Below are 16,947 nucleotides of genomic sequence, written 5' to 3'. Positions count from 1 at the left end.
GGGGGCGCGGCCGCCACCGGCGGCCGCGCCCCTTTCCGCATGCCCCTCACGGCCGGGGCGGCAGCTTCGGACGGCGCCGGTCGGGCACGTCCGTGTAGCCGGGCGGCATCGCGGCCGGGTCCTGTTCGAGGAGCTCCAGTGCCAGGTGGACGGCGTCGTCCATCTGGGCGTGCCGCCCCTCCGCCCAGTCGAGCGGGGTGCGCAGGATCTCGAAGTCCGGCTCCACGCCGTGGTTCTCCACCGACCACCCGTACTCGGGGAACCAGGCGGCGTTCATCGGCACCGTGATCACCGTTCCGTCGCCGAGGGTGTGCCGGCCGGTCATGCCGACCACCCCGCCCCAGGTGCGCTGGCCCACCACCGGTCCCAGGCCCAGCAGTTTGAAGGCCGCCGTGATCATGTCGCCGTCCGATGAGGTCGCCTCGTCGGCCAGCGCCACGATCGGGCCGCGGGGTGCGTTGGAGGCGTAGCTGACGGGCTGGGCGTCACGTGTCAGGTCCCAGCCGAGGATGGAGCGGGTGAGCTTCTCCACCACCAGCTCGCTGATGTGGCCGCCGGCGTTGCCGCGTACGTCCACGATCAGCGCGGGCCGGGACATCTCCATGCGCAGGTCGCGGTTGAACTGCGCCCAGCCCGAGCCGCCCATGTCGGGGATGTGGAGGTAGCCGCACCGCCCGCCGCTGAGCTCCCGGACCACCTGGCGGCGCTTGGACACCCAGTCCTGGTAGCGCAGCGGCCGCTCGTCGATCAGCGGGACGACGGCGACCCGGCGGGAGCGGCCCGAGCCCTCCGCCGGCTGGAAGGTCAGCTCGACCGTGGTGCCGCCGGCGCCGGCGAGCAGCGGGTAGGGGCCGGTGACCGGGTCCACGGGCCGGCCGTCGACGTGGGTGAGCACCGCGCCCTCCCGGATGCCGGTGCCGGCGAGCGGGGAGCGGGCCTTGGAGTCGGAGGACTCTCCGGGCAGGATCTTGGCCACCACCCATGTCCCGTCCCGGGGGACCAGGTTGGCGCCGAGCAGGCCGATGGCCCGCTGGTAGTGCGGGGGGCCTTCGTTGCGGCGGGCGGGGGAGACGTAGGCGTGCGAGGTGCCGAGTTCGCCGAGGACCTCGCGCAGCAGGTCGGCGAACTCGTCGGGGGAGGCGATCCGTTCGACCAGGGGGCGGTACTGGCGCAGTACGCCGTCCCAGTCGATGCCGCACATGTTCGGCTCCCAGAAGTAGGCGCGGATGATCCGCCCGGCCTCCTCGAAGGCCTGGCGCCACTCGGCCGCCGGGTCCACCTCGTGCAGGATGCGCCGCAGGTCCAGGTAGACCGTCGAGTCGCTGTCGCCCGACTCGGTGGCAGGGACGGCGCGCAGATCGCCGTCGTCGTTGACCACGAGCCGGGTGCCGTCGCCGCTGACCGCGAACCAGTCCAGTCCCGAGGCCAGTTCGCTCTTGCGGGCCTTGGTCAGGTCGAAGTGCTCCAGCGTGGGCCTGCCGCTGATGTCGTTGGGGTTGGCGAAGGTCTCGCCGAGCGCGCCCGAGATCGGCCAGCGCAGCCAGACCAGTCCGCCGCCGTGCACCGGGTACAGGGCCGAGTACTTGGACGCGCTCACCGGGAACGGGGTGACGCGGCTCTCCAGCCCCTCCACCTCCACGGTCACGGCGCCGCTGTCGCCCGCGTTCTCCGACTCGCCCTCGACCGGGTCCAGGCCGCCCGCCGCGGGCCGCCCCTCGGCCGAGAGCGCGAAGGGCGAGGGGGTCGCGGAGGACAGGGGCACCAGGTACGGGCGGCAGCCCAGCGGGAAGGACAGGTCGCCGGTGTGCACGTCGTAGACCGGGTCGAAACCGCGCCAGGACAGGAAGGCCAGGTAGCGCCCGTCCCGGGTGAAGACCGGGTTCTCGTCGGCGAAGCGGCCGTTGGTGACGTCGACGACGGTACGTGCGCCGGGCCCCGAGATGCGGGCCATCTTGATCTGCCGCAGCGAGCGCCCGATGCCGGGATGCGACCAGGTCAGCCAGCTTCCGTCGGGGGAGAAGGCCAGGTCGGTGACGGGGCCGTTGATGGACCGGATCAGCTCGGTGACCTCGCCGTTCGACTCCTCCGACGCGTCGACGAGCAGTAGCCGCCCGTCGTTGGAGGCGATGGCGAGGCGCTCGCCGTCCGGGTCCGAGAGCAGTTCGGTCACGCGGCCCAGCTCGCCCGAGGCCAGCCGGCGCGGCTGCCGCTCCCCGGAGGCCCGGGGCAGGTAGGCGATCTCGATCGCGTCCTCGCCCTCGGCGTCGGTGACGTAGGCGACCTGTCCGCCGCTGCCGAGCATCTCCGGCAGCCGTACCCGCACGCCGGGGGTGTCGGCGATGGTCCGGGCCGGCCCGTCGCGGTGGGTCAGCCAGTACAGGCTGCCGCGTACCACGACCGCGCTGGCCCGCCCGGTGGCGTCCACGGAGAGGGAGTCGACGTGGCTTGCGGCCGGCACCTGGTAGGTGCGCCGGCCGGCGCGCGGGCCGCCGAGGCGGACCTGGAGCTTGCGCGGGGTGGCGTCGGGGGCCAGGGAGTCGACGAGCCAGATGTCCCCGGCGCACTGGTAGACGACCCGGGAGCCGTCGCTGGAGGCGTGCCGGGCGTAGAACTCGTCGTGGTCGGTGTGCCGGCGCAGGTCGGTGCCGTCGGGGAGGCAGGAGTAGAGGTTGCCGATGCCCTCGTGGTCGGAGAGGAAGGCGATCCGGCCGCCCACGAACATCGGGGCGTCCAGGTGCCCTTCGAGGTCCTCCAGGAGCTGGCGCCCGTGCAGCCAGAGCCGGCCCATGGCGCCGCCCCGGTAGCGCTTCCACGCGGCGGGCTCGTGCGGCGGCTTGCCGGTGAGCAGCAGGCTGCGGTGCTCGCCGTCGATGTCGGCGACCTGGATGTCGGAGACGGGGCCCCAGGGCAGGCGCCCGCCGGGGCTGCCGTCGGTGGGCAGTTTGTAGGCCCAGGAGAAGTAGGAGAACGGCTGTTCGTGCGAGGAGACGGCGAGGATGTTGCCGTCGGGGTCCCAGCCGCAGACGCGGGTGTCGGTGGCGCCCCAGTGGCTCAGCTGCCGGGCCGGGCCGCCGTCGACGGGCGCCAGGTGGATCTCGGGGTCGAGGCTTCGCCAGGTGGTGAAGGCGATGTGCCGCCCGTCGGGTGAGAAGCGGGGGTGGCCGACCCGGGTCCGGTCGACGGTGACCCGCCAGGCACGTCCGGGGGGCCGGCCGTCGGGGACCAGCGGGGCGACCCAGAGGTCGTCCTCGGTGGCGAAGCACAGGAGGTCGTCGTGCAGGTGCGGGAACCGGAGGTACGCGACGTCGTGACTCACCCCCCAATGCTTTCCGCGTGAGGGGGGCGCGGCAACTCGTACTGGTGATCCATGCCACCCCCGCGAGCGAAACGGAACGGTTTCGTTTCGCTTGAGGGAGGGGTATCGTAGGAAGCGTACGGAACAGTTTCGTTCGGATGGAGGCGCGGAGATGACCGAGGCGATGGCGGCCCGGCGCACCCGGATCACCCCCGAACGGCAGGCCGAACTGCACGAGGCGGTCCTCGATCTCCTGCGTGACGTCGGCTACGAGGCGTTGACCATGGACGCGGTCGCCGCCCGTACGAAGTCCAGCAAGGCCACCCTCTACCGCCAGTGGGGGAGCAAGCCGGAGCTGGTCGCCAAGGCCCTGCGGTGTACGCAGCCCGTCTCGCTGCGCGAGATCGACACGGGCAGCCTGCGCGGGGACTTCGCGCTCATGGTGGAGCACTCGGACGATGCGCAGATGGCCAAGGACACCGCGCTGATGCGGGGTCTGGCCCATGCCGTCCACGAGAGCCCGGAGCTCCACAAGGCACTGCGGGACCTGTTGGTCGACCCGGAGATCACCGGGTTGCAGGTGATGCTGCAGCGCGCGGTGGACCGGGGCGAGATCGTCCCGGGGTGCCCGGCCCTGGAGTTCGTACCGCACATGCTCATCGGGGCGTTCATCGCGCTCCCGCTGATCGAGGACCGGCCGGTGGACCGGGCGTTCCTCGGTGACTTCATCGACGCCGTGGTCTTCCCCGCCCTCGGCGTCTGAACCTCTCCGGTTCAGTCCCAGTCCCGTCCCCCGTCCACGGCAACGATGCCGCCCTGCTGCTCCTGACACGCCGCTCTCGTCGTCGGGCCGGCTCCCCACGCCCTGATCCCTCCGGATCCATCCCACGACCTGAACGGGAGAACCACCGACGTGGCCACCTTCCTCTACCGACTCGGCCGGGGCGCCTTCAGGCGCCGCGGGCTCGTCGCCCTCCTCTGGGTGGCGCTGCTGTTCGCCGCCGGCTTCGGCGCCGCGACAGCGGCCGCCCCGACCTCCGGATCGTTCTCGATACCCGGCACGGAGGCCCAGAAGGCCTTCGACCTGCTGGACAAGAAGTTCCCGGGCATGGCCGCCGACGGCGCCACCGCGCGCATCGTCGTCAAGGCCCCCGCGGGCGCGAAGGTCACCGACCCCGGCCCCAAGGCCGAGGTCGAGAAGATCGTCAACGGGCTGAAGACCGGTCCGGGCGCGGAGCAGATCGCCTCCGTGGTCAACCCGTACGAGGTGCAGGCGGTCAGCCAGGACGGCTCCACCACCTACGTCAGCGCCAAGTACACCGTCAGCGGTATGGAGCTGAAGGACGCCACCCGCGACGCGCTCAAGGAGTCCGGCGACGGTGCCAAGGCCGCGGGCCTGAACGTCCAGATCGGCGGTGACGCGCTGATGGTGGCCCCCGAGACCGGCTCCGGCGAGATCATCGGCATCCTCGTCGCCGCGATCGTCCTCGTGATCACCTTCGGCTCGCTCGTCGCGGCCGGTCTGCCGCTGCTGACGGCGATCATCGGCGTGGGCATCGGCGTCTCCTCCATCACCGCGCTCGCCAACGTGCTGGACCTCGGCAACACCACCGCCACCCTGGCCACGATGATCGGCCTCGCGGTCGGCATCGACTACGCCCTCTTCATCGTCTCCCGCTACCGCGCGGAGCTCGCCGACGGCCGCGACCGCGACGAGGCCGCGGGCCGGGCCACCGGAACTGCCGGCTCCGCCGTCGTGTTCGCCGGCCTGACCGTGGTCATCGCCCTCGTGGGCCTGGCCGTCGTCAACATCCCGATGCTGACCAAGATGGGCGTCGCGGCCGCGGGCACCGTGGTCATCGCCGTGCTCGTCGCGCTCACCCTGGTCCCGGCCATCCTCGGCTTCGCCGGCAAGAAGGTCCTGCCGGCGGGCGAGAAGAGCAGGCTGTTCGGCAAGGGCAAGCCCGCCGGAGCCGAGAAGAAGGCCAACGGCGGCACCCGCTGGGCCCGCTTCGTCCTGCGCCGCCCCGTCATGGTGCTGCTGGCCGGTGTGATCGGCCTCGGCATCATCGCCATCCCGGCGAGCAAGCTGGAGATGGGCCTGCCGGACGACGGCGCCCAGCCGGTCTCCACCACCCAGCGCCAGGCGTACGACCTGCTGTCCGAGGGCTTCGGCCCCGGCTTCAACGGCCCGCTGATGGTGGTCGTCGACGGCGACAAGGCCCTCGCGGACTCCACCGTCGACCGGATCAAGGGCCTGGAGGGCGTCGCCGCGGTCATGCCGCCGAACCCCAACGAGGCAGGCGACGCCTCGGTGATCACCGTTGTCCCGAAGGACCGCCCCTCCTCCACCCACACCGAGGAACTGGTCCACGAGATCCGCGACGGCAGCGGCGACGACGTCCTCGTCACCGGCGCCACCGCGATGAACATCGACTTCTCGCAGAAGATGAACGACGCGCTGCTGCCCTACCTGGCACTCGTCGTCGGCCTCGCCTTCCTGCTGCTGATGCTCGTCTTCCGCTCGATCCTGGTCCCGCTCAAGGCGGCCCTCGGCTTCCTGCTGTCGGTCGTCGCGGCCCTCGGCGCGGTCGTCGCGGTCTTCCAGTGGGGCTGGCTCGGCTCGGTCTTCGGGGTGGAGCAGACCGGTCCGATCATGTCGATGATGCCGATCTTCATGGTCGGCGTGGTCTTCGGCCTGGCCATGGACTACGAGGTCTTCCTCGTCACCCGCATGCGGGAGGCGTACGTCCACGGCGAGCGCCCGGGCCAGGCCGTGGTCACCGGCTTCCAGTACAGCGCGCGGGTCGTCGTGGCCGCCGCCGTCATCATGATCGCGGTGTTCGCGGGCTTCATGGGAGCCAGCGACCAGATGGTCAAGATGATCGGCTTCGGTCTGGCCGTCGCGGTCTTCTTCGACGCCTTCGTGGTCCGCATGGCCATCGTCCCGGCGGTGCTCGCCCTGCTCGGGCACAAGGCCTGGTGGCTGCCGAAGTGGCTGGACCGGCTGCTGCCGAACGTGGACGTGGAGGGCGAGAGCCTGCGCAAGCACCTCGCCACCGAGTCCGCGGAGGGCGAGGGCCCGGACAAGGACCGCGAGCTGGTCAACGCCTGACCACCGCGTCAGAACGGCGGCCCGGCCCCGTACCCCCGGTCGACCGGGGGTACGGGGCCGGGCCCGTTGCGCCTATCGGGTGGAGGCGGAGGCGGCGTAGGTGCGGCGCAGGAAGCGGCGCAGCGCGGCGATGTCGAACTGGACCACTGCGACGCCCTCGGGGGAGTGGAACTCGACGACCGCCTGGACGCGGCCGCAGGGCCAGACGCGCACGTCCCCGGTCCCCGTAGGCGCCTGGAGGCCCGCCTCCAGCAGGGCCCGGGGGAAGACCCACTCGTTGTCGGTCCCCTCGGGGGACAGATCGGCGGGGAAGACGATCCGCACGGCCAGCGGCTCGGCCGGGGCGAAGCGCAGGGCAACGGGGATCGCCCGGTAGAGGGGGTCGTCCGTGATCACACGGGCGCGGACCCGCTCTTCGACGGGGGCCGCGGTCGCGGTCGCTGGGAGATTCTCGGCGGGGGCTGACATCGACCAGACTCCTCGAATCGGAACATATCCGTCCGTTTGTCCTCCAGCCTCGCACATTCCCACGAAAACGCGCGCGACTATTTGTGATGCACTCGCTCTTGCCAACGGTTTGCAACTGGGCACTATTCTTGAACGGTTAAAGACCGTATAAGAAGCGGAGCCCACTCCATGCATGTGCCCGACGGATTCATCAACGCACCCGTCTCGGTGGCCGCCGGAGTGGCGGCAGCCGCGGCGGTGGCCGTCAGCCTCCGCGGCGCCCGCCGCGAACTCGACGAACGGACCGCCCCGCTCGCCGGCCTCGTCGCCGCCTTCATCTTCGCCGTGCAGATGCTGAACTTCCCGGTCGCCGCCGGCACCAGCGGCCACCTGCTGGGCGGCGCGCTCGCGGCGATACTCGTCGGCCCCTACACCGGCGTGCTGTGCGTGTCCGTCGTCCTGCTCATGCAGGGCATCCTCTTCGCCGACGGCGGCCTGACCGCCCTCGGCGTGAACATCACCGTCATGGGCGTCGTCACCGTCGTCACCGCGCACCTGCTCTTCCGCGGGCTGCTGCGCATCCTGCCGCCCACCCGCCGCTCCGTGACCGCGGCCGGCTTCGTCGCCGCCCTGCTCTCGGTGCCCGCCGCGGCCGCCGCCTTCACCGCCGTCTACGCCGTCGGCGGCACCACCGACGTGCCCCTCGGCAAGGTCCTCACCGCCATGGTCGGCGTGCACGTCCTCATCGGCATCGGCGAGGCGCTCATCACCGCCGCGACCGTCGGCGCCGTGATCGCCGTACGTCCCGACCTGGTGCACGGGGCCCGCGGCCTGTCCGCGCCGCTGAAGCTGCGCGTCGACGGCGCGCTCGTCGACGCGCCCGCCGCCGCCCCCGCCCCGGCTCCCGCCGCCGCCGGCGGCTCGACGAAGAAGGTGTGGGCGACCGGCCTGGTCACCGCCCTCGTCCTCGCCGGGTTCGTCTCCTTCTACGCCTCCGCCAACCCCGACGGCCTGGAGAAGGTCGCCGCCGACAAGGGCATCGACGAGAAGGTCGAGGAGCACGCCGCAGCCGACTCGCCGCTCGCCGACTACGGCGTCAAGGACGTCGACGACGCCCGCCTGTCCGGCGGCCTCGCCGGAGTCATCGGCGTCGGCGTCACCGTCGTCGCCGGCACCGGGGTCTTCTGGGCCGTGCGCCGCCGTTCCTCGGACGAGCCCACCGCCGCCTCCACCTCCGCCCCGGTCGCCTGACATGGGTGCCGGCCACGCCCACAGGCTCTACCGCCCGGGCAGCTCGCCGGTCCACGCCCTGCCCCCGCACTGCAAGCTCGCCGCGACCTTCGGCTTCGTCGTGGTCGTCGTGTCCACGCCGCGGGAGGCGGTGTGGGCCTTCGGCCTGTACGCACTGCTCCTCGCCGGGGTCGCGGCCGTGGCCCGGATCCCGGCCGGCTTCCTGCTGCGCAGGCTGCTGATCGAGATCCCCTTCGTCGCCTTCGCCGTGCTCATGCCCTTCGTGGCCGAGGGCGAGCGGGTCGAGGTCCTCGGCATGTCGCTCAGCGTCTCCGGTCTGTGGGGCGCCTGGAACGTCCTGGCCAAGGGGACCCTCGGCGTGGCCGCGTCCGTCCTGCTCGCCTCGACGACCGAGCTGCGGGCCCTCCTGCTGGGCCTGCAGCGGCTCAAGCTGCCGCCGCTGCTCGTGCAGATCGCCTCCTTCATGATCCGCTACGGCGACGTGATCGGCGACGAGCTGCGCCGGATGTCCATCGCCCGCCGCTCACGCGGCTTCGAGGCGAGCGGAATCCGGCACTGGGGGGTGCTCGCCAAGACGGCCGGCGCGCTGTTCATCCGCTCCTACGAGCGCGGCGAACGGGTCTACCTGGCGATGGTCAGCCGCGGCTACGCCGGTTCCATGCCGGTCATCGACGAGGCCGTGGCCACACGCGGCCAGTGGGCCTACGCGGCCGTCCTCCCGGTGACGGCCCTCGCCGTCTGTCTGATGGGATGGACCCTGTGACCAGCACCCCCTCGCCCTCGCCCGCACCCTCTCCCACGCCTCCGCCCGCCCCGTCGCTCGAGGTCGCCGGGCTCGCGTACGCCTATCCGGACGGCCACCAGGCCCTGTTCGGCGTCGACCTGACCGTCGGGCGCGGCGAGCGCGTCGCCCTGCTCGGCCCCAACGGCGCCGGCAAGACCACCCTCGTGCTGCACCTCAACGGCATCCTCACCGGCGGCGTCGGCTCGGTGGCCGTCGCGGGGCTCCCGGTGGAGAAGCGGAACCTGGCCGAGATCCGGCGCCGGGTCGGGATCGTCTTCCAGGACCCCGACGACCAGCTGTTCATGCCGACCGTGCGGGAGGACGTGGCCTTCGGGCCGGCGGCCGCCGGCATGCGGGGCGCGGAGCTGGAGGAGCGGGTCCGGGCCGCCCTGGAGCAGGTCGGCATGGCCGACTTCGCCGACCGGCCGCCGCACCACCTCTCCTTCGGGCAGCGCCGCCGGGTGGCCGTGGCGACCGTACTGGCCATGCGGCCGGAGATCCTGGTCCTGGACGAGCCCTCGTCCAACCTCGACCCGGCCTCCCGCCGCGAGCTCGCCGACATCCTGCGCTCGCTCGATGTGACCGTGCTGATGGTGACGCACGACCTGCCGTACGCGCTGGAGCTGTGCCCGCGCTCGGTGATCCTCAGCGAGGGGGTCATCGCGGCGGACGGCCGCACCCAGGACCTGCTGTGCGACGAGAAGCTGATGCGCGCCCACCGGCTGGAGCTCCCCTTCGGCTTCGACCCGCGTTCGGTATCGGTGGCATAAGGACCGGTCCGAGGTTGTTGCACCGCACGTGGACATCCAGGGTGTGGTGGCGGAGGGCTTCGAGCCCGTCAGGGACGCGTTCGTACGCAACTTCGAGGTGCTCGGGGACCGGGGCGCCGCCGTCGCCGTCTACCGCGACGGCCGCAAGGTCGTCGACCTGTGGGGCGGTACCAGGGACGCCGACGGCACCGACCCGTGGACCGAGGACACCGCGCAGATCGTCCGCTCCGCCACCAAGGGCGTGGCCGCAGCCGTCCCGCTGCTCCTGCACCAGCGCGGGCTGCTCGACCTGGACGCCCCGGTCGGCGCCTACTGGCCGGAGTTCAAGGCCGGCGGCAAGGAGAGGATCCTCGTACGGGACCTGCTCGCGCACCGTGCCGGCATACCGGCCCTGGACCGGGGACTGACCGCCGCCGAAGCCGCGGACGGGGTGTCCGGGCCGCGCGCCGTCGCCGCGCAGCACCCCTTCTGGGAGCCCGGCACCGGGCACGGCTACCACGCCCAGACCTACAGCTGGCTGCTGTCCGAGCTGGTGCTCCGGGTGACCGGCCGCACGCTGGGCTCCGTCCTGGCGGAGGACATCGCCGAGCCGCTCGGCCTGGACTTCTGGATCGGCCTGCCGGACGCCGAGGCCGACGCCGGCCGGGTGGGCCGGGTGGCCCCCGTCGAGCCGCCGGAGAGCGCCGGCATGCTGAGGACCCGCCCGCGCAGAAACGTTTCCGAGGCCTACGCCGACCCCGCCTCCCTCACCCGCCGCGCCTTCGCCGCCATCGATCCGCTGCCCGACGAGAACGCCCCCGCGTACCGGGCCGCCGAGCTTCCCGCCTCGAACGGCATCGGCACGGCCCGCGCCCTGGCCCGCTTCTACGGGGCCACCATCGGCGTGGTCGAGGACGGCGCACGGATCTTCACCCCGGCCACCACCGGGATCGCCGCCCGCGAGCACTCCGCGGGCCCGGACCGGGTGCTCGTCGTGAACACCCGCTTCGGCGCCGGCTACATGCTGCACGGCCCGGCCTCACCGCTGCTCTCGCCCGCCTCCTTCGGCCACCCGGGCCGAGGCGGCTCGCTGGCCTTCGCGGACCCGGACGCCGGCATCGGCTTCGGCTACGTCACCAACGCCCTGGCCAAGTCGGTCACCGCCGACCCCCGGGCCCAGGCCCTGGTACGGGCCCTGAAGTCAGCCCTCTGACGGCTGCGAGGTCCGCGCGCCGTTCGCGTACGTCGGCCACGGTGGCCCCGGCGTGCCGGACGAGCTCGCCGGGAGCCATCGGGAACACCGTGTGCGGGGTCCCGGCCGCCGCCCAGACCGTGTCGTGGGCCAGCAGTGACCGGTCGGCCAGCACCCTGGTGCGCGTACGGCGCCCGAACGGCGGGACCCCGCCGATGGCGTAGCCCGTGGTCTCCCGGACCACGGCCGCGTCCGCCCGCGTCACCCGGGCCGCGCCCAGCTCGCGGCCGACCGCCGCGAGGTCCACGCGGGAGGCCCCGTCCATGAGGACCAGGACGGGGACGCCGTCCGCCGCGAAGATCAGCGACTTGACGATCTGGCCGAGCCGCAGCCGATCGCGGCGGCCGCCTCGGCCGCGGTCCGGGTGGCCTCCGGGAAGGCCCGTACCTCGGCGTCGATGCCGAGCGCGGCCAGGGCCTCGGCGAATCGGGGGTGCGCGGTGGTCGTCATGCGGGGACGCTGGCGCGGCCCGGCCACCCCACGCGAGACGCCCGCTCCCCGGCGGGCCCGGGGCCCTGCTCGGGCCGGACCGTCGGCCCTGCTCGGGCCGGACCGTCGGCCCTGCTCGGGCCGGACCGTCGGCCCTGCTCGGGCCGGACCGTCGGCCCGGCTCGGTCCCGGCGCGCCCGGGCGGGGCCGGGAGCGGGACGGGGCCGTACGGGGGCCGCGCCGGGTTGCGATCGGGCTCGGCGTCAGCCCGCGTTCAGGACCTGGGCGACGATCGGGCCGGCCGCCTCGCCGCCGTGGCCGCCGCCCTCGACCATCGCGGCCGCGGCCACGTCGCCGCTGAAGCCGGTGAACCAGCTGTCCGGGCTGTCCCCGGCGCCGCCGACCTCCGCCGAGCCGGTCTTCGCGCCCTTGTCCGAGCCGCGGACCGGGGCCATCGCCTCGCGGGCGGTGCCGCTGGTCGCCGTCAGCTTCATCATGGAGACGAGCTGCTGCTGCACGGAGGGCTTCATCCGGCGCTGGGCCGTGGCGACCGTCCTGCCGTCCAGTTCGGGCGAGACGAGCAGCGGCTGGCGGAACACGCCGGTGCGGGCGGTCGCGGTGATGGACGCGACGTTCAGCGGGTTCATCGTGATCTGGCCCTGCCCGATGTACGCGGCGGCCGCCGACGCGCCCGTCGCCGGCGGGACCTTGCCGTCGGTGGACTTGATGCCCGTCTTCCAGTCCAGGCCGATGCCGAAGACCTCCGTGGCCTCCTTGGGCAGCGCGGAGTCGTCGTCGACGGGCTTGATCTGCTTGATGAAGGCGGTGTTGCAGGACCGGGCGAAGGAGGTCGAGAAGTTCGTGCCGGCCGGCAGGTCGAAGTTCTTCAGGTTGTGGAAGGCGCGGCCGCCCCAGGACACTTCCTTCGGGCACTCTGCCGGCTTGTCGGCGGCGACCAGGCCGCGGTCCAGCAGCATCGCCCCCGTCACGATCTTCATCGTGGAGCCGGGCGCCCGGTTGCCCTGCATCGCCGCGTTGAAGCCGTCCTTGCGGTGGTTCGCGACGGCCAGGACGTGCCCGTTGCTCGGCTTGACGGCGACCACCGAGGCCTCGGGGAACTTGACGACCGCCTGCTCGGCCGCCGCCTGCACCTTCGCGTCGAGGTAGGTCTTGAGGGTGCTCGGCTCGCCCTCGACGAGGGTCAGCAGCGTCCGCTTGGGCGCCTCCTTCGCGGCCGGCTCGATCCACACCTCGGCCCCGGGCTTGCCGCCCGCCTTGCTGCCGTAGTTCTGGCGCAGCTCGTCGAGGACCTGGCGCAGCGAGGGGAACTTCTCCGCGGTCAGTTCCTCGCCGTTGCGGTCCACGGCCTTCACGGGCGGGGTCGCGGGGGCGCCCGCGCGCAACTTCTCGTCCTTCTGGAGCTGCGGGTGGAGCACCGAGGGCTGCCAGTCAACCAGCGGCTTCCCGCTGGTCAGCCCGCGTACGACGGTCAGCTGGGAGTCGTAGGCGAGGGGCTTGGTGGTGCCCTCATAGGTGATCTCCGCCTCGACCTTGAAGGGCACGGTGGCGCCGTTCGCCTCGCCGGGGGTGATCACGGCCTTGGACACGTACGCCCTGGTCCTGAACTCCCCGACCGCGGTCTGCGCGGCGGCGGCGTTGTTGGTCAGGTCGGCCGCTCCCCGCTCGTCCCCTGCCGCCCAGGCCGCCAGGAAGGCCTTGGCGGTCTTGGCGGCCTCCTTCTCGCCGACCGGCCCGCTGCCCTTGCCGGACTGGACGGTGGTGTCCGAGTCGGCCCCCTCGCCGCTGTCCCCGACCAGGGTGTACACCCCGTACCCGGCTCCGCCGAGCATCGCCAGGAACACACCGCCGATGACGGCGCCCTTCGCTGCCCCGTTCACTTTTCGTCCTCCCCCGTGGTCACGACTCGCTGAACGCGTTCAAAGAGCCCTTGGCTCCGACCTTACTCTGCGGAGTCGGACGGTGTGCAGTTGTTACCGGACCGGAACATCCGGAGGGCAGCCCGCCGGAGTTCCCGTCCGAAAACCGCTTGGGGCCGGCGGGTATCGGCCCTAGCGTGCGGCCGTGGAGCTCACATACCGGCGGTTCGACCCTTGCGCGGCCTCCGAGGCCGACGCCCTCGTCGCCTTCCTCACCGCGGACACCTGGCCGTTCCACGGCGCGGCCGTGGTCGAGGCCGACCAGGCCCGGCGCTGGATCGCGGACGGCCGCTTCGACGGCGACGACACCAGGACCTTCTGGATCACCGACGGCGAAGACACCCTCGGGCTCATTCGCCTCATGGACCTCGGCGACAGCACGCCCGTCTTCGACCTGCGGATTCGCACCCGTTACCGGGGGCGGGGCGTCGGCGGCCACGCCCTGGACTGGCTGACGGCGTACCTGTTCGCCGAGTTCCCGGGGATCCGGCGGATCGAGGGCACCACGCGCCAGGACAACGCGGCGATGCGGCGCACCTTCCGGCGGTGCGGCTATGTGAAGGAGGCCCACTATCGCGAGGGATGGCCCGCCGCCGACGGCAGCGCGGTCCACGACGCCGTCGGCTACGCGATCCTGCGCCGGGACTGGCTCGCCGGCACGACCACGACCCCCGGCTGGGACGACGAACCCTCCTGAGCGGCCGAAGTGCACGCACCGGGGTGGTGTTCTAGCGTCGGAAGGGCGAGGGCGACCGATGCGTCGAGCCGGTCGCCCGCCCCGGAGTCCCCGCTCCGCGCCGCCGCCCCCGCCCGTGGTCCGGCGCACCCGCGGATCGCGTGACCGACCGAGAGAGCAGGTGCATCCGCATGCGTCCGTCGGCTCGTATCCCCAGCATCCTCGCCGGCCTGGCCCTCGCCGTCGGCGGCGCCGTCACCCTGGCCCCGTCCGCCCAGGCGGACGTGAAGGCCTGCGAGCAGTACGTCGCCCAGCACGCCCCGAAGGCCACGGACGGCGCCGCGGAGGCGTGCTACGAGGGCCAGATCGGCAACCAGACCAGCTGCGTCTCCAGCCTCGTCGCGGTCGGCGCGAGCAAGGACGCGGCGAACTCGGCCTGCGAAGCCTCCCGCTGACCGCTGGGCCCCACGGCTCCGGCTCCTACTCCTTGGCCAGCTCCATGGCCTCCAGGAAGCCGGCGTATTCGCCGGGGCGCTGATCCGCCAGCCGGGACAGGAGCCGCTCCAGATACGCGTCGAGCCGGAGCGCTTCCATGTGTACGAGGAGCAGCGGCATCTCCTTGGCCGCACGGCTTGCTGCGATCGTATCGATCAGCGCGTATGCGGCGTCCGCGTCCAACACGCGCAGAAGTTCCGCGAGTCTGACCGGCTTCCGGTCCGAAGCGCAGTTCTTCTTGATCTGGATCACCCACGGCGCCCAGCCCGCTTCGTCCAGCATGTCCATGAAGGTGACGACTTCCGAGGCCTCGCGGAAATAGGCGAAGTGGTAGAGCACCCGATCCGTCAGGTAGCGCACCTGTCGGGCGTCGTCTCCGTCGGCCGCGAGCAGGAGGAAATCGAGTAGCGACTGCAGGCCCATCTCCGTTGCCGCGTGACCTGCCAGCTCCGTGGCCATGAAGTCGTACCCCCTGCCCCAGAGCCTCCGGCAGATCTCCCGGAGAGTCTCCGGGGGCGACCACCTCGCAATCGGAGCGGCCAGCGCGAATGTGTCACCGAACTCGTCCTTCACCGCATGCTTGATCAATTCGAGGATGGTCACGTCGATGGGGCGACCCGCCAGCTCCCGCTGTTCCTCTTCCGTCCTCTCCCACCGGACCCGCCGGAAGTCGACGGAGGGTGCCGGAGGAGGCGGCGCGGCCTTGGCCGTGAGGTCATCGAGCTGCCGCCTCAGCTCGTCGGCGAGTGCCTTCGCCTCCTCCGCCGAGCGCTGCGCCTCCTCCAGCCTGTCGGACTCCATCGCATCGCGGCCCGCCTGGGCCTGCTCCTCCGCTGCCGCCAGGCGTTCCTCCAGGGCTCGGCAGCGCTCCTCGGCGGCGGCGCTCGACTCCTTGGCCCGTTGCAGCTCCACGCGCAGCTGATCCACCTCGGACTTCAGCCGCGCCAGCTCGTCGGAGTCGGTCTCCCGGGCGGGCGCGAGCTCCGCGACCGTGCCCTCGCGCTCGCGGATCTCCTTGTCGCGGCGGGCCGACAGCTCGACGTGCCGCGTCTCCAGCTCGGCGATCCGCTGTTCCCTCAGCTGCAGTCCCTCCATGAGGACCTGCTCCCGGATCGCCGCCTGCTGCACCCGCGCGTCCGCCTCCTCCAGCTGGTCCTGGAGCGTCTGGACCTCGTGGAGCCGCTTGTTGCTCACCTTCAGGGCGTTGCGGTGGGCCTCCTTGATCAGCTCCATGGCCTCCTGCCGCAGCGGGGCCTTCTTCTGCTTCGCCACCTCGATGAAGAGTTCGGTGACGAAGTCCCACGGGGGAACCCTGGTGCCGTTGAGGTACCGCGAGACCGCCCCGGCGTTGCGGTGGGTGCGCGAGGCGTATCGGCGCACGGAGAGGCCGAGGGACGAGAAGAGCTCCCGGAGGGCCGCCGCCAGCCGGGCGGCGTCTTCCGGCACGCCCTCGCCGAGGGGCTGGAGCGGGGATGAATGGTCGGCCAAGTCGGCGCTCCTTGAACTGATTTCGGGTGTTGCCGCTGGTTGGCAACGTGTGCCAGTAGCGGCAACACCCGTGGTCAGGGCGAGGGTTGTGGGTGGGAGCCACCCGGCTCCCCGGTCAATGCTAGGGAGTGGTCTCGTGTCGGAACCCGCGTTTCCGGAAGGTCCCCGCTCGAAGTCGGATCTGGAGTGGCTGGCTGCCCTGAGCACCGTCCTCATGTGGGCCCAGTCCCAACAGCCGGACACCGTCCTCGTACTGGCGGCCCTGGCCGCGCTCCTCCTGGCCCCCGGCCCCTGACGCCCGCGCCGCCCCCGGGGCCGGGTGCGGCCGCTCGCCAGATGTCGGTGGGCCAGGTCATTCTGGAGACTCCACTGTCCGGTCGAGGCGGGCACGTGGACGAGGGCGGCCCCGTTCGCGGCGGGACGGGGGCCGCCCGTCTGTATCGGATCGCTCGGCGGAACCACAGCGATGCGGGGGGAACATGCAGTGGACTGCGTTGATCAGCACGGTTGTTGGTGGGGGCATAGCCACTCTGTCGGCGGTCGTCCTTGAGTACTGGCGATGGAAGCGCCAGCGGGTCGACCACCGCACGGAGGCCAAGCGTGTTCTCTGCGGCGCGTATCTCGCTGCAGTGGCGAAGGCCAGGCACGAATGCGGTGCCCAAGTGCGCGAAACCGAACGGCCTGCTGCTCACCGCAGCAAAGCCGTGTGGGACGCCATCGAGCCGTGCATCAGTCTTCGCTTCGAGATCGGCATCACGGCGCCGTCGCGAGTGGCGGCAGCGGAAAGCGGCGAGTACACGCGGACACGGACTGCCTACAAGCAAGCCCATCAGGCCTTACGGGACGCCATGAAGGATGACCTGATGAAGAACGAGCCCTGAGCCCGCGTTCAACCTTCTGCTTCCGGCGGAGGCGGTTCGGCTCCGGGCGCGAGGGTGACCTGTGCCGTCCATGACCAGGGCTCCTGAGGGGGATCCCAGCTCACCTCGACGTCGGTGTCGTGGAAGTCGCGCGCGAGGTCGGCCACCA

The 16,947-nt window shown here is 72.2% G+C and carries 14 protein-coding genes and 1 pseudogene; 10 read left to right on the top strand and 5 right to left on the bottom strand.

What is annotated here, in order from left to right:
- Positions 1-46: 46 nt before the first annotated feature.
- Complete coding sequence (locus E6U81_RS05495) at positions 47-3,316, bottom strand: S41 family peptidase (RefSeq protein ID WP_136228964.1); 3,270 nt, start codon at positions 3,314-3,316, stop codon at positions 47-49.
- A 151-nt stretch (positions 3,317-3,467) separates the two neighbouring features.
- Between E6U81_RS05495 and E6U81_RS05490 the strand changes: the two genes are divergently transcribed.
- Both E6U81_RS05490 and E6U81_RS05485 read left to right on the top strand, forming a co-directional pair.
- A complete protein-coding gene (locus tag E6U81_RS05490; RefSeq protein ID WP_206309849.1) occupies positions 3,468-4,058 on the top strand; it encodes a TetR/AcrR family transcriptional regulator in 591 nt (196 codons plus the stop codon).
- Between the two features lie 150 nt (positions 4,059-4,208).
- The gene (locus tag E6U81_RS05485; protein WP_136228963.1) at positions 4,209-6,410 is read left to right on the top strand and encodes an MMPL family transporter; all 2,202 of its coding nucleotides are present in this window, start codon (positions 4,209-4,211) and stop codon (positions 6,408-6,410) included.
- A gap of 72 nt (positions 6,411-6,482) precedes the next feature.
- Here E6U81_RS05485 and E6U81_RS05480 read toward each other — a convergent pair whose 3' ends face one another.
- Entirely contained in the window at positions 6,483-6,878 is a 396-nt protein-coding gene (locus E6U81_RS05480) for an SsgA family sporulation/cell division regulator (protein WP_136228962.1), read from the bottom strand.
- Positions 6,879-7,046: 168 nt separating this feature from the next.
- Between E6U81_RS05480 and E6U81_RS05475 the strand changes: the two genes are divergently transcribed.
- From E6U81_RS05475 to E6U81_RS05460, 4 genes are read left to right on the top strand one after another with little or no spacing between them, the layout of a single operon-like run.
- Positions 7,047-8,108 carry an energy-coupling factor ABC transporter permease gene (locus E6U81_RS05475; protein ID WP_136228961.1) on the top strand — a complete coding sequence of 354 codons (1,062 nt, stop codon included), beginning with the start codon at positions 7,047-7,049 and terminating at the stop codon, positions 8,106-8,108.
- A gap of 1 nt (position 8,109) precedes the next feature.
- A complete protein-coding gene (gene cbiQ / locus E6U81_RS05470) occupies positions 8,110-8,871 on the top strand; it encodes a cobalt ECF transporter T component CbiQ (protein WP_136228960.1) in 762 nt (253 codons plus the stop codon).
- Positions 8,859-9,662, top strand: a complete 804-nt coding sequence (locus tag E6U81_RS05465; protein WP_206309848.1) for an ABC transporter ATP-binding protein — start codon at positions 8,859-8,861, stop codon at positions 9,660-9,662. Before cbiQ ends, E6U81_RS05465 begins: the two co-directional genes overlap by 13 nt.
- A 28-nt stretch (positions 9,663-9,690) precedes the next feature.
- On the top strand, positions 9,691-10,854 hold the full coding sequence (locus tag E6U81_RS05460; protein ID WP_136228958.1) for a serine hydrolase domain-containing protein: 1,164 nt from the start codon (positions 9,691-9,693) through the stop codon (positions 10,852-10,854).
- A gap of 13 nt (positions 10,855-10,867) precedes the next feature.
- Here the strand turns inward: E6U81_RS05460 and E6U81_RS05455 are convergent.
- Positions 10,868-11,343, bottom strand: a pseudogene (locus E6U81_RS05455) (YbaK/EbsC family protein); the annotation flags it as partial.
- Positions 11,344-11,585: 242 nt separating this feature from the next.
- A complete protein-coding gene (locus tag E6U81_RS05450; RefSeq protein WP_136228957.1) occupies positions 11,586-13,220 on the bottom strand; it encodes a penicillin-binding transpeptidase domain-containing protein in 1,635 nt (544 codons plus the stop codon).
- Positions 13,221-13,404: 184 nt separating this feature from the next.
- Here E6U81_RS05450 and E6U81_RS05445 point away from each other — a divergent pair, with 184 nt between their 5' ends.
- Together E6U81_RS05445 and E6U81_RS05440 are read left to right on the top strand one after the other, a co-directional pair.
- Complete coding sequence (locus tag E6U81_RS05445) at positions 13,405-13,956, top strand: GNAT family N-acetyltransferase (RefSeq protein ID WP_136228956.1); 552 nt, start codon at positions 13,405-13,407, stop codon at positions 13,954-13,956.
- A 170-nt stretch (positions 13,957-14,126) separates the two neighbouring features.
- A complete protein-coding gene (locus E6U81_RS05440; protein WP_136228955.1) occupies positions 14,127-14,390 on the top strand; it encodes a hypothetical protein in 264 nt (87 codons plus the stop codon).
- A gap of 25 nt (positions 14,391-14,415) precedes the next feature.
- Here the strand turns inward: E6U81_RS05440 and E6U81_RS05435 are convergent, their stop codons facing one another.
- Complete coding sequence (locus tag E6U81_RS05435) at positions 14,416-15,918, bottom strand: hypothetical protein (protein ID WP_136228954.1); 1,503 nt, start codon at positions 15,916-15,918, stop codon at positions 14,416-14,418.
- A gap of 136 nt (positions 15,919-16,054) precedes the next feature.
- On the opposite strand from E6U81_RS05435, the gene E6U81_RS39660 reads away from it, so the two are divergent.
- Entirely contained in the window at positions 16,055-16,213 is a 159-nt protein-coding gene (locus tag E6U81_RS39660) for a hypothetical protein (RefSeq protein ID WP_168714567.1), read from the top strand.
- Positions 16,214-16,397: 184 nt separating this feature from the next.
- Complete coding sequence (locus tag E6U81_RS05430; RefSeq protein ID WP_136228953.1) at positions 16,398-16,799, top strand: hypothetical protein; 402 nt, start codon at positions 16,398-16,400, stop codon at positions 16,797-16,799.
- Positions 16,800-16,947: the final 148 nt, after the last annotated feature.

Source organism: Streptomyces sp. A0592 (genome assembly GCF_004795115.1).
GTDB classification, from domain to species: Bacteria; Actinomycetota; Actinomycetes; order Streptomycetales; family Streptomycetaceae; genus Streptomyces; species Streptomyces erythrochromogenes.
This window is presented reverse-complemented; position numbering and strand designations above follow the sequence as displayed.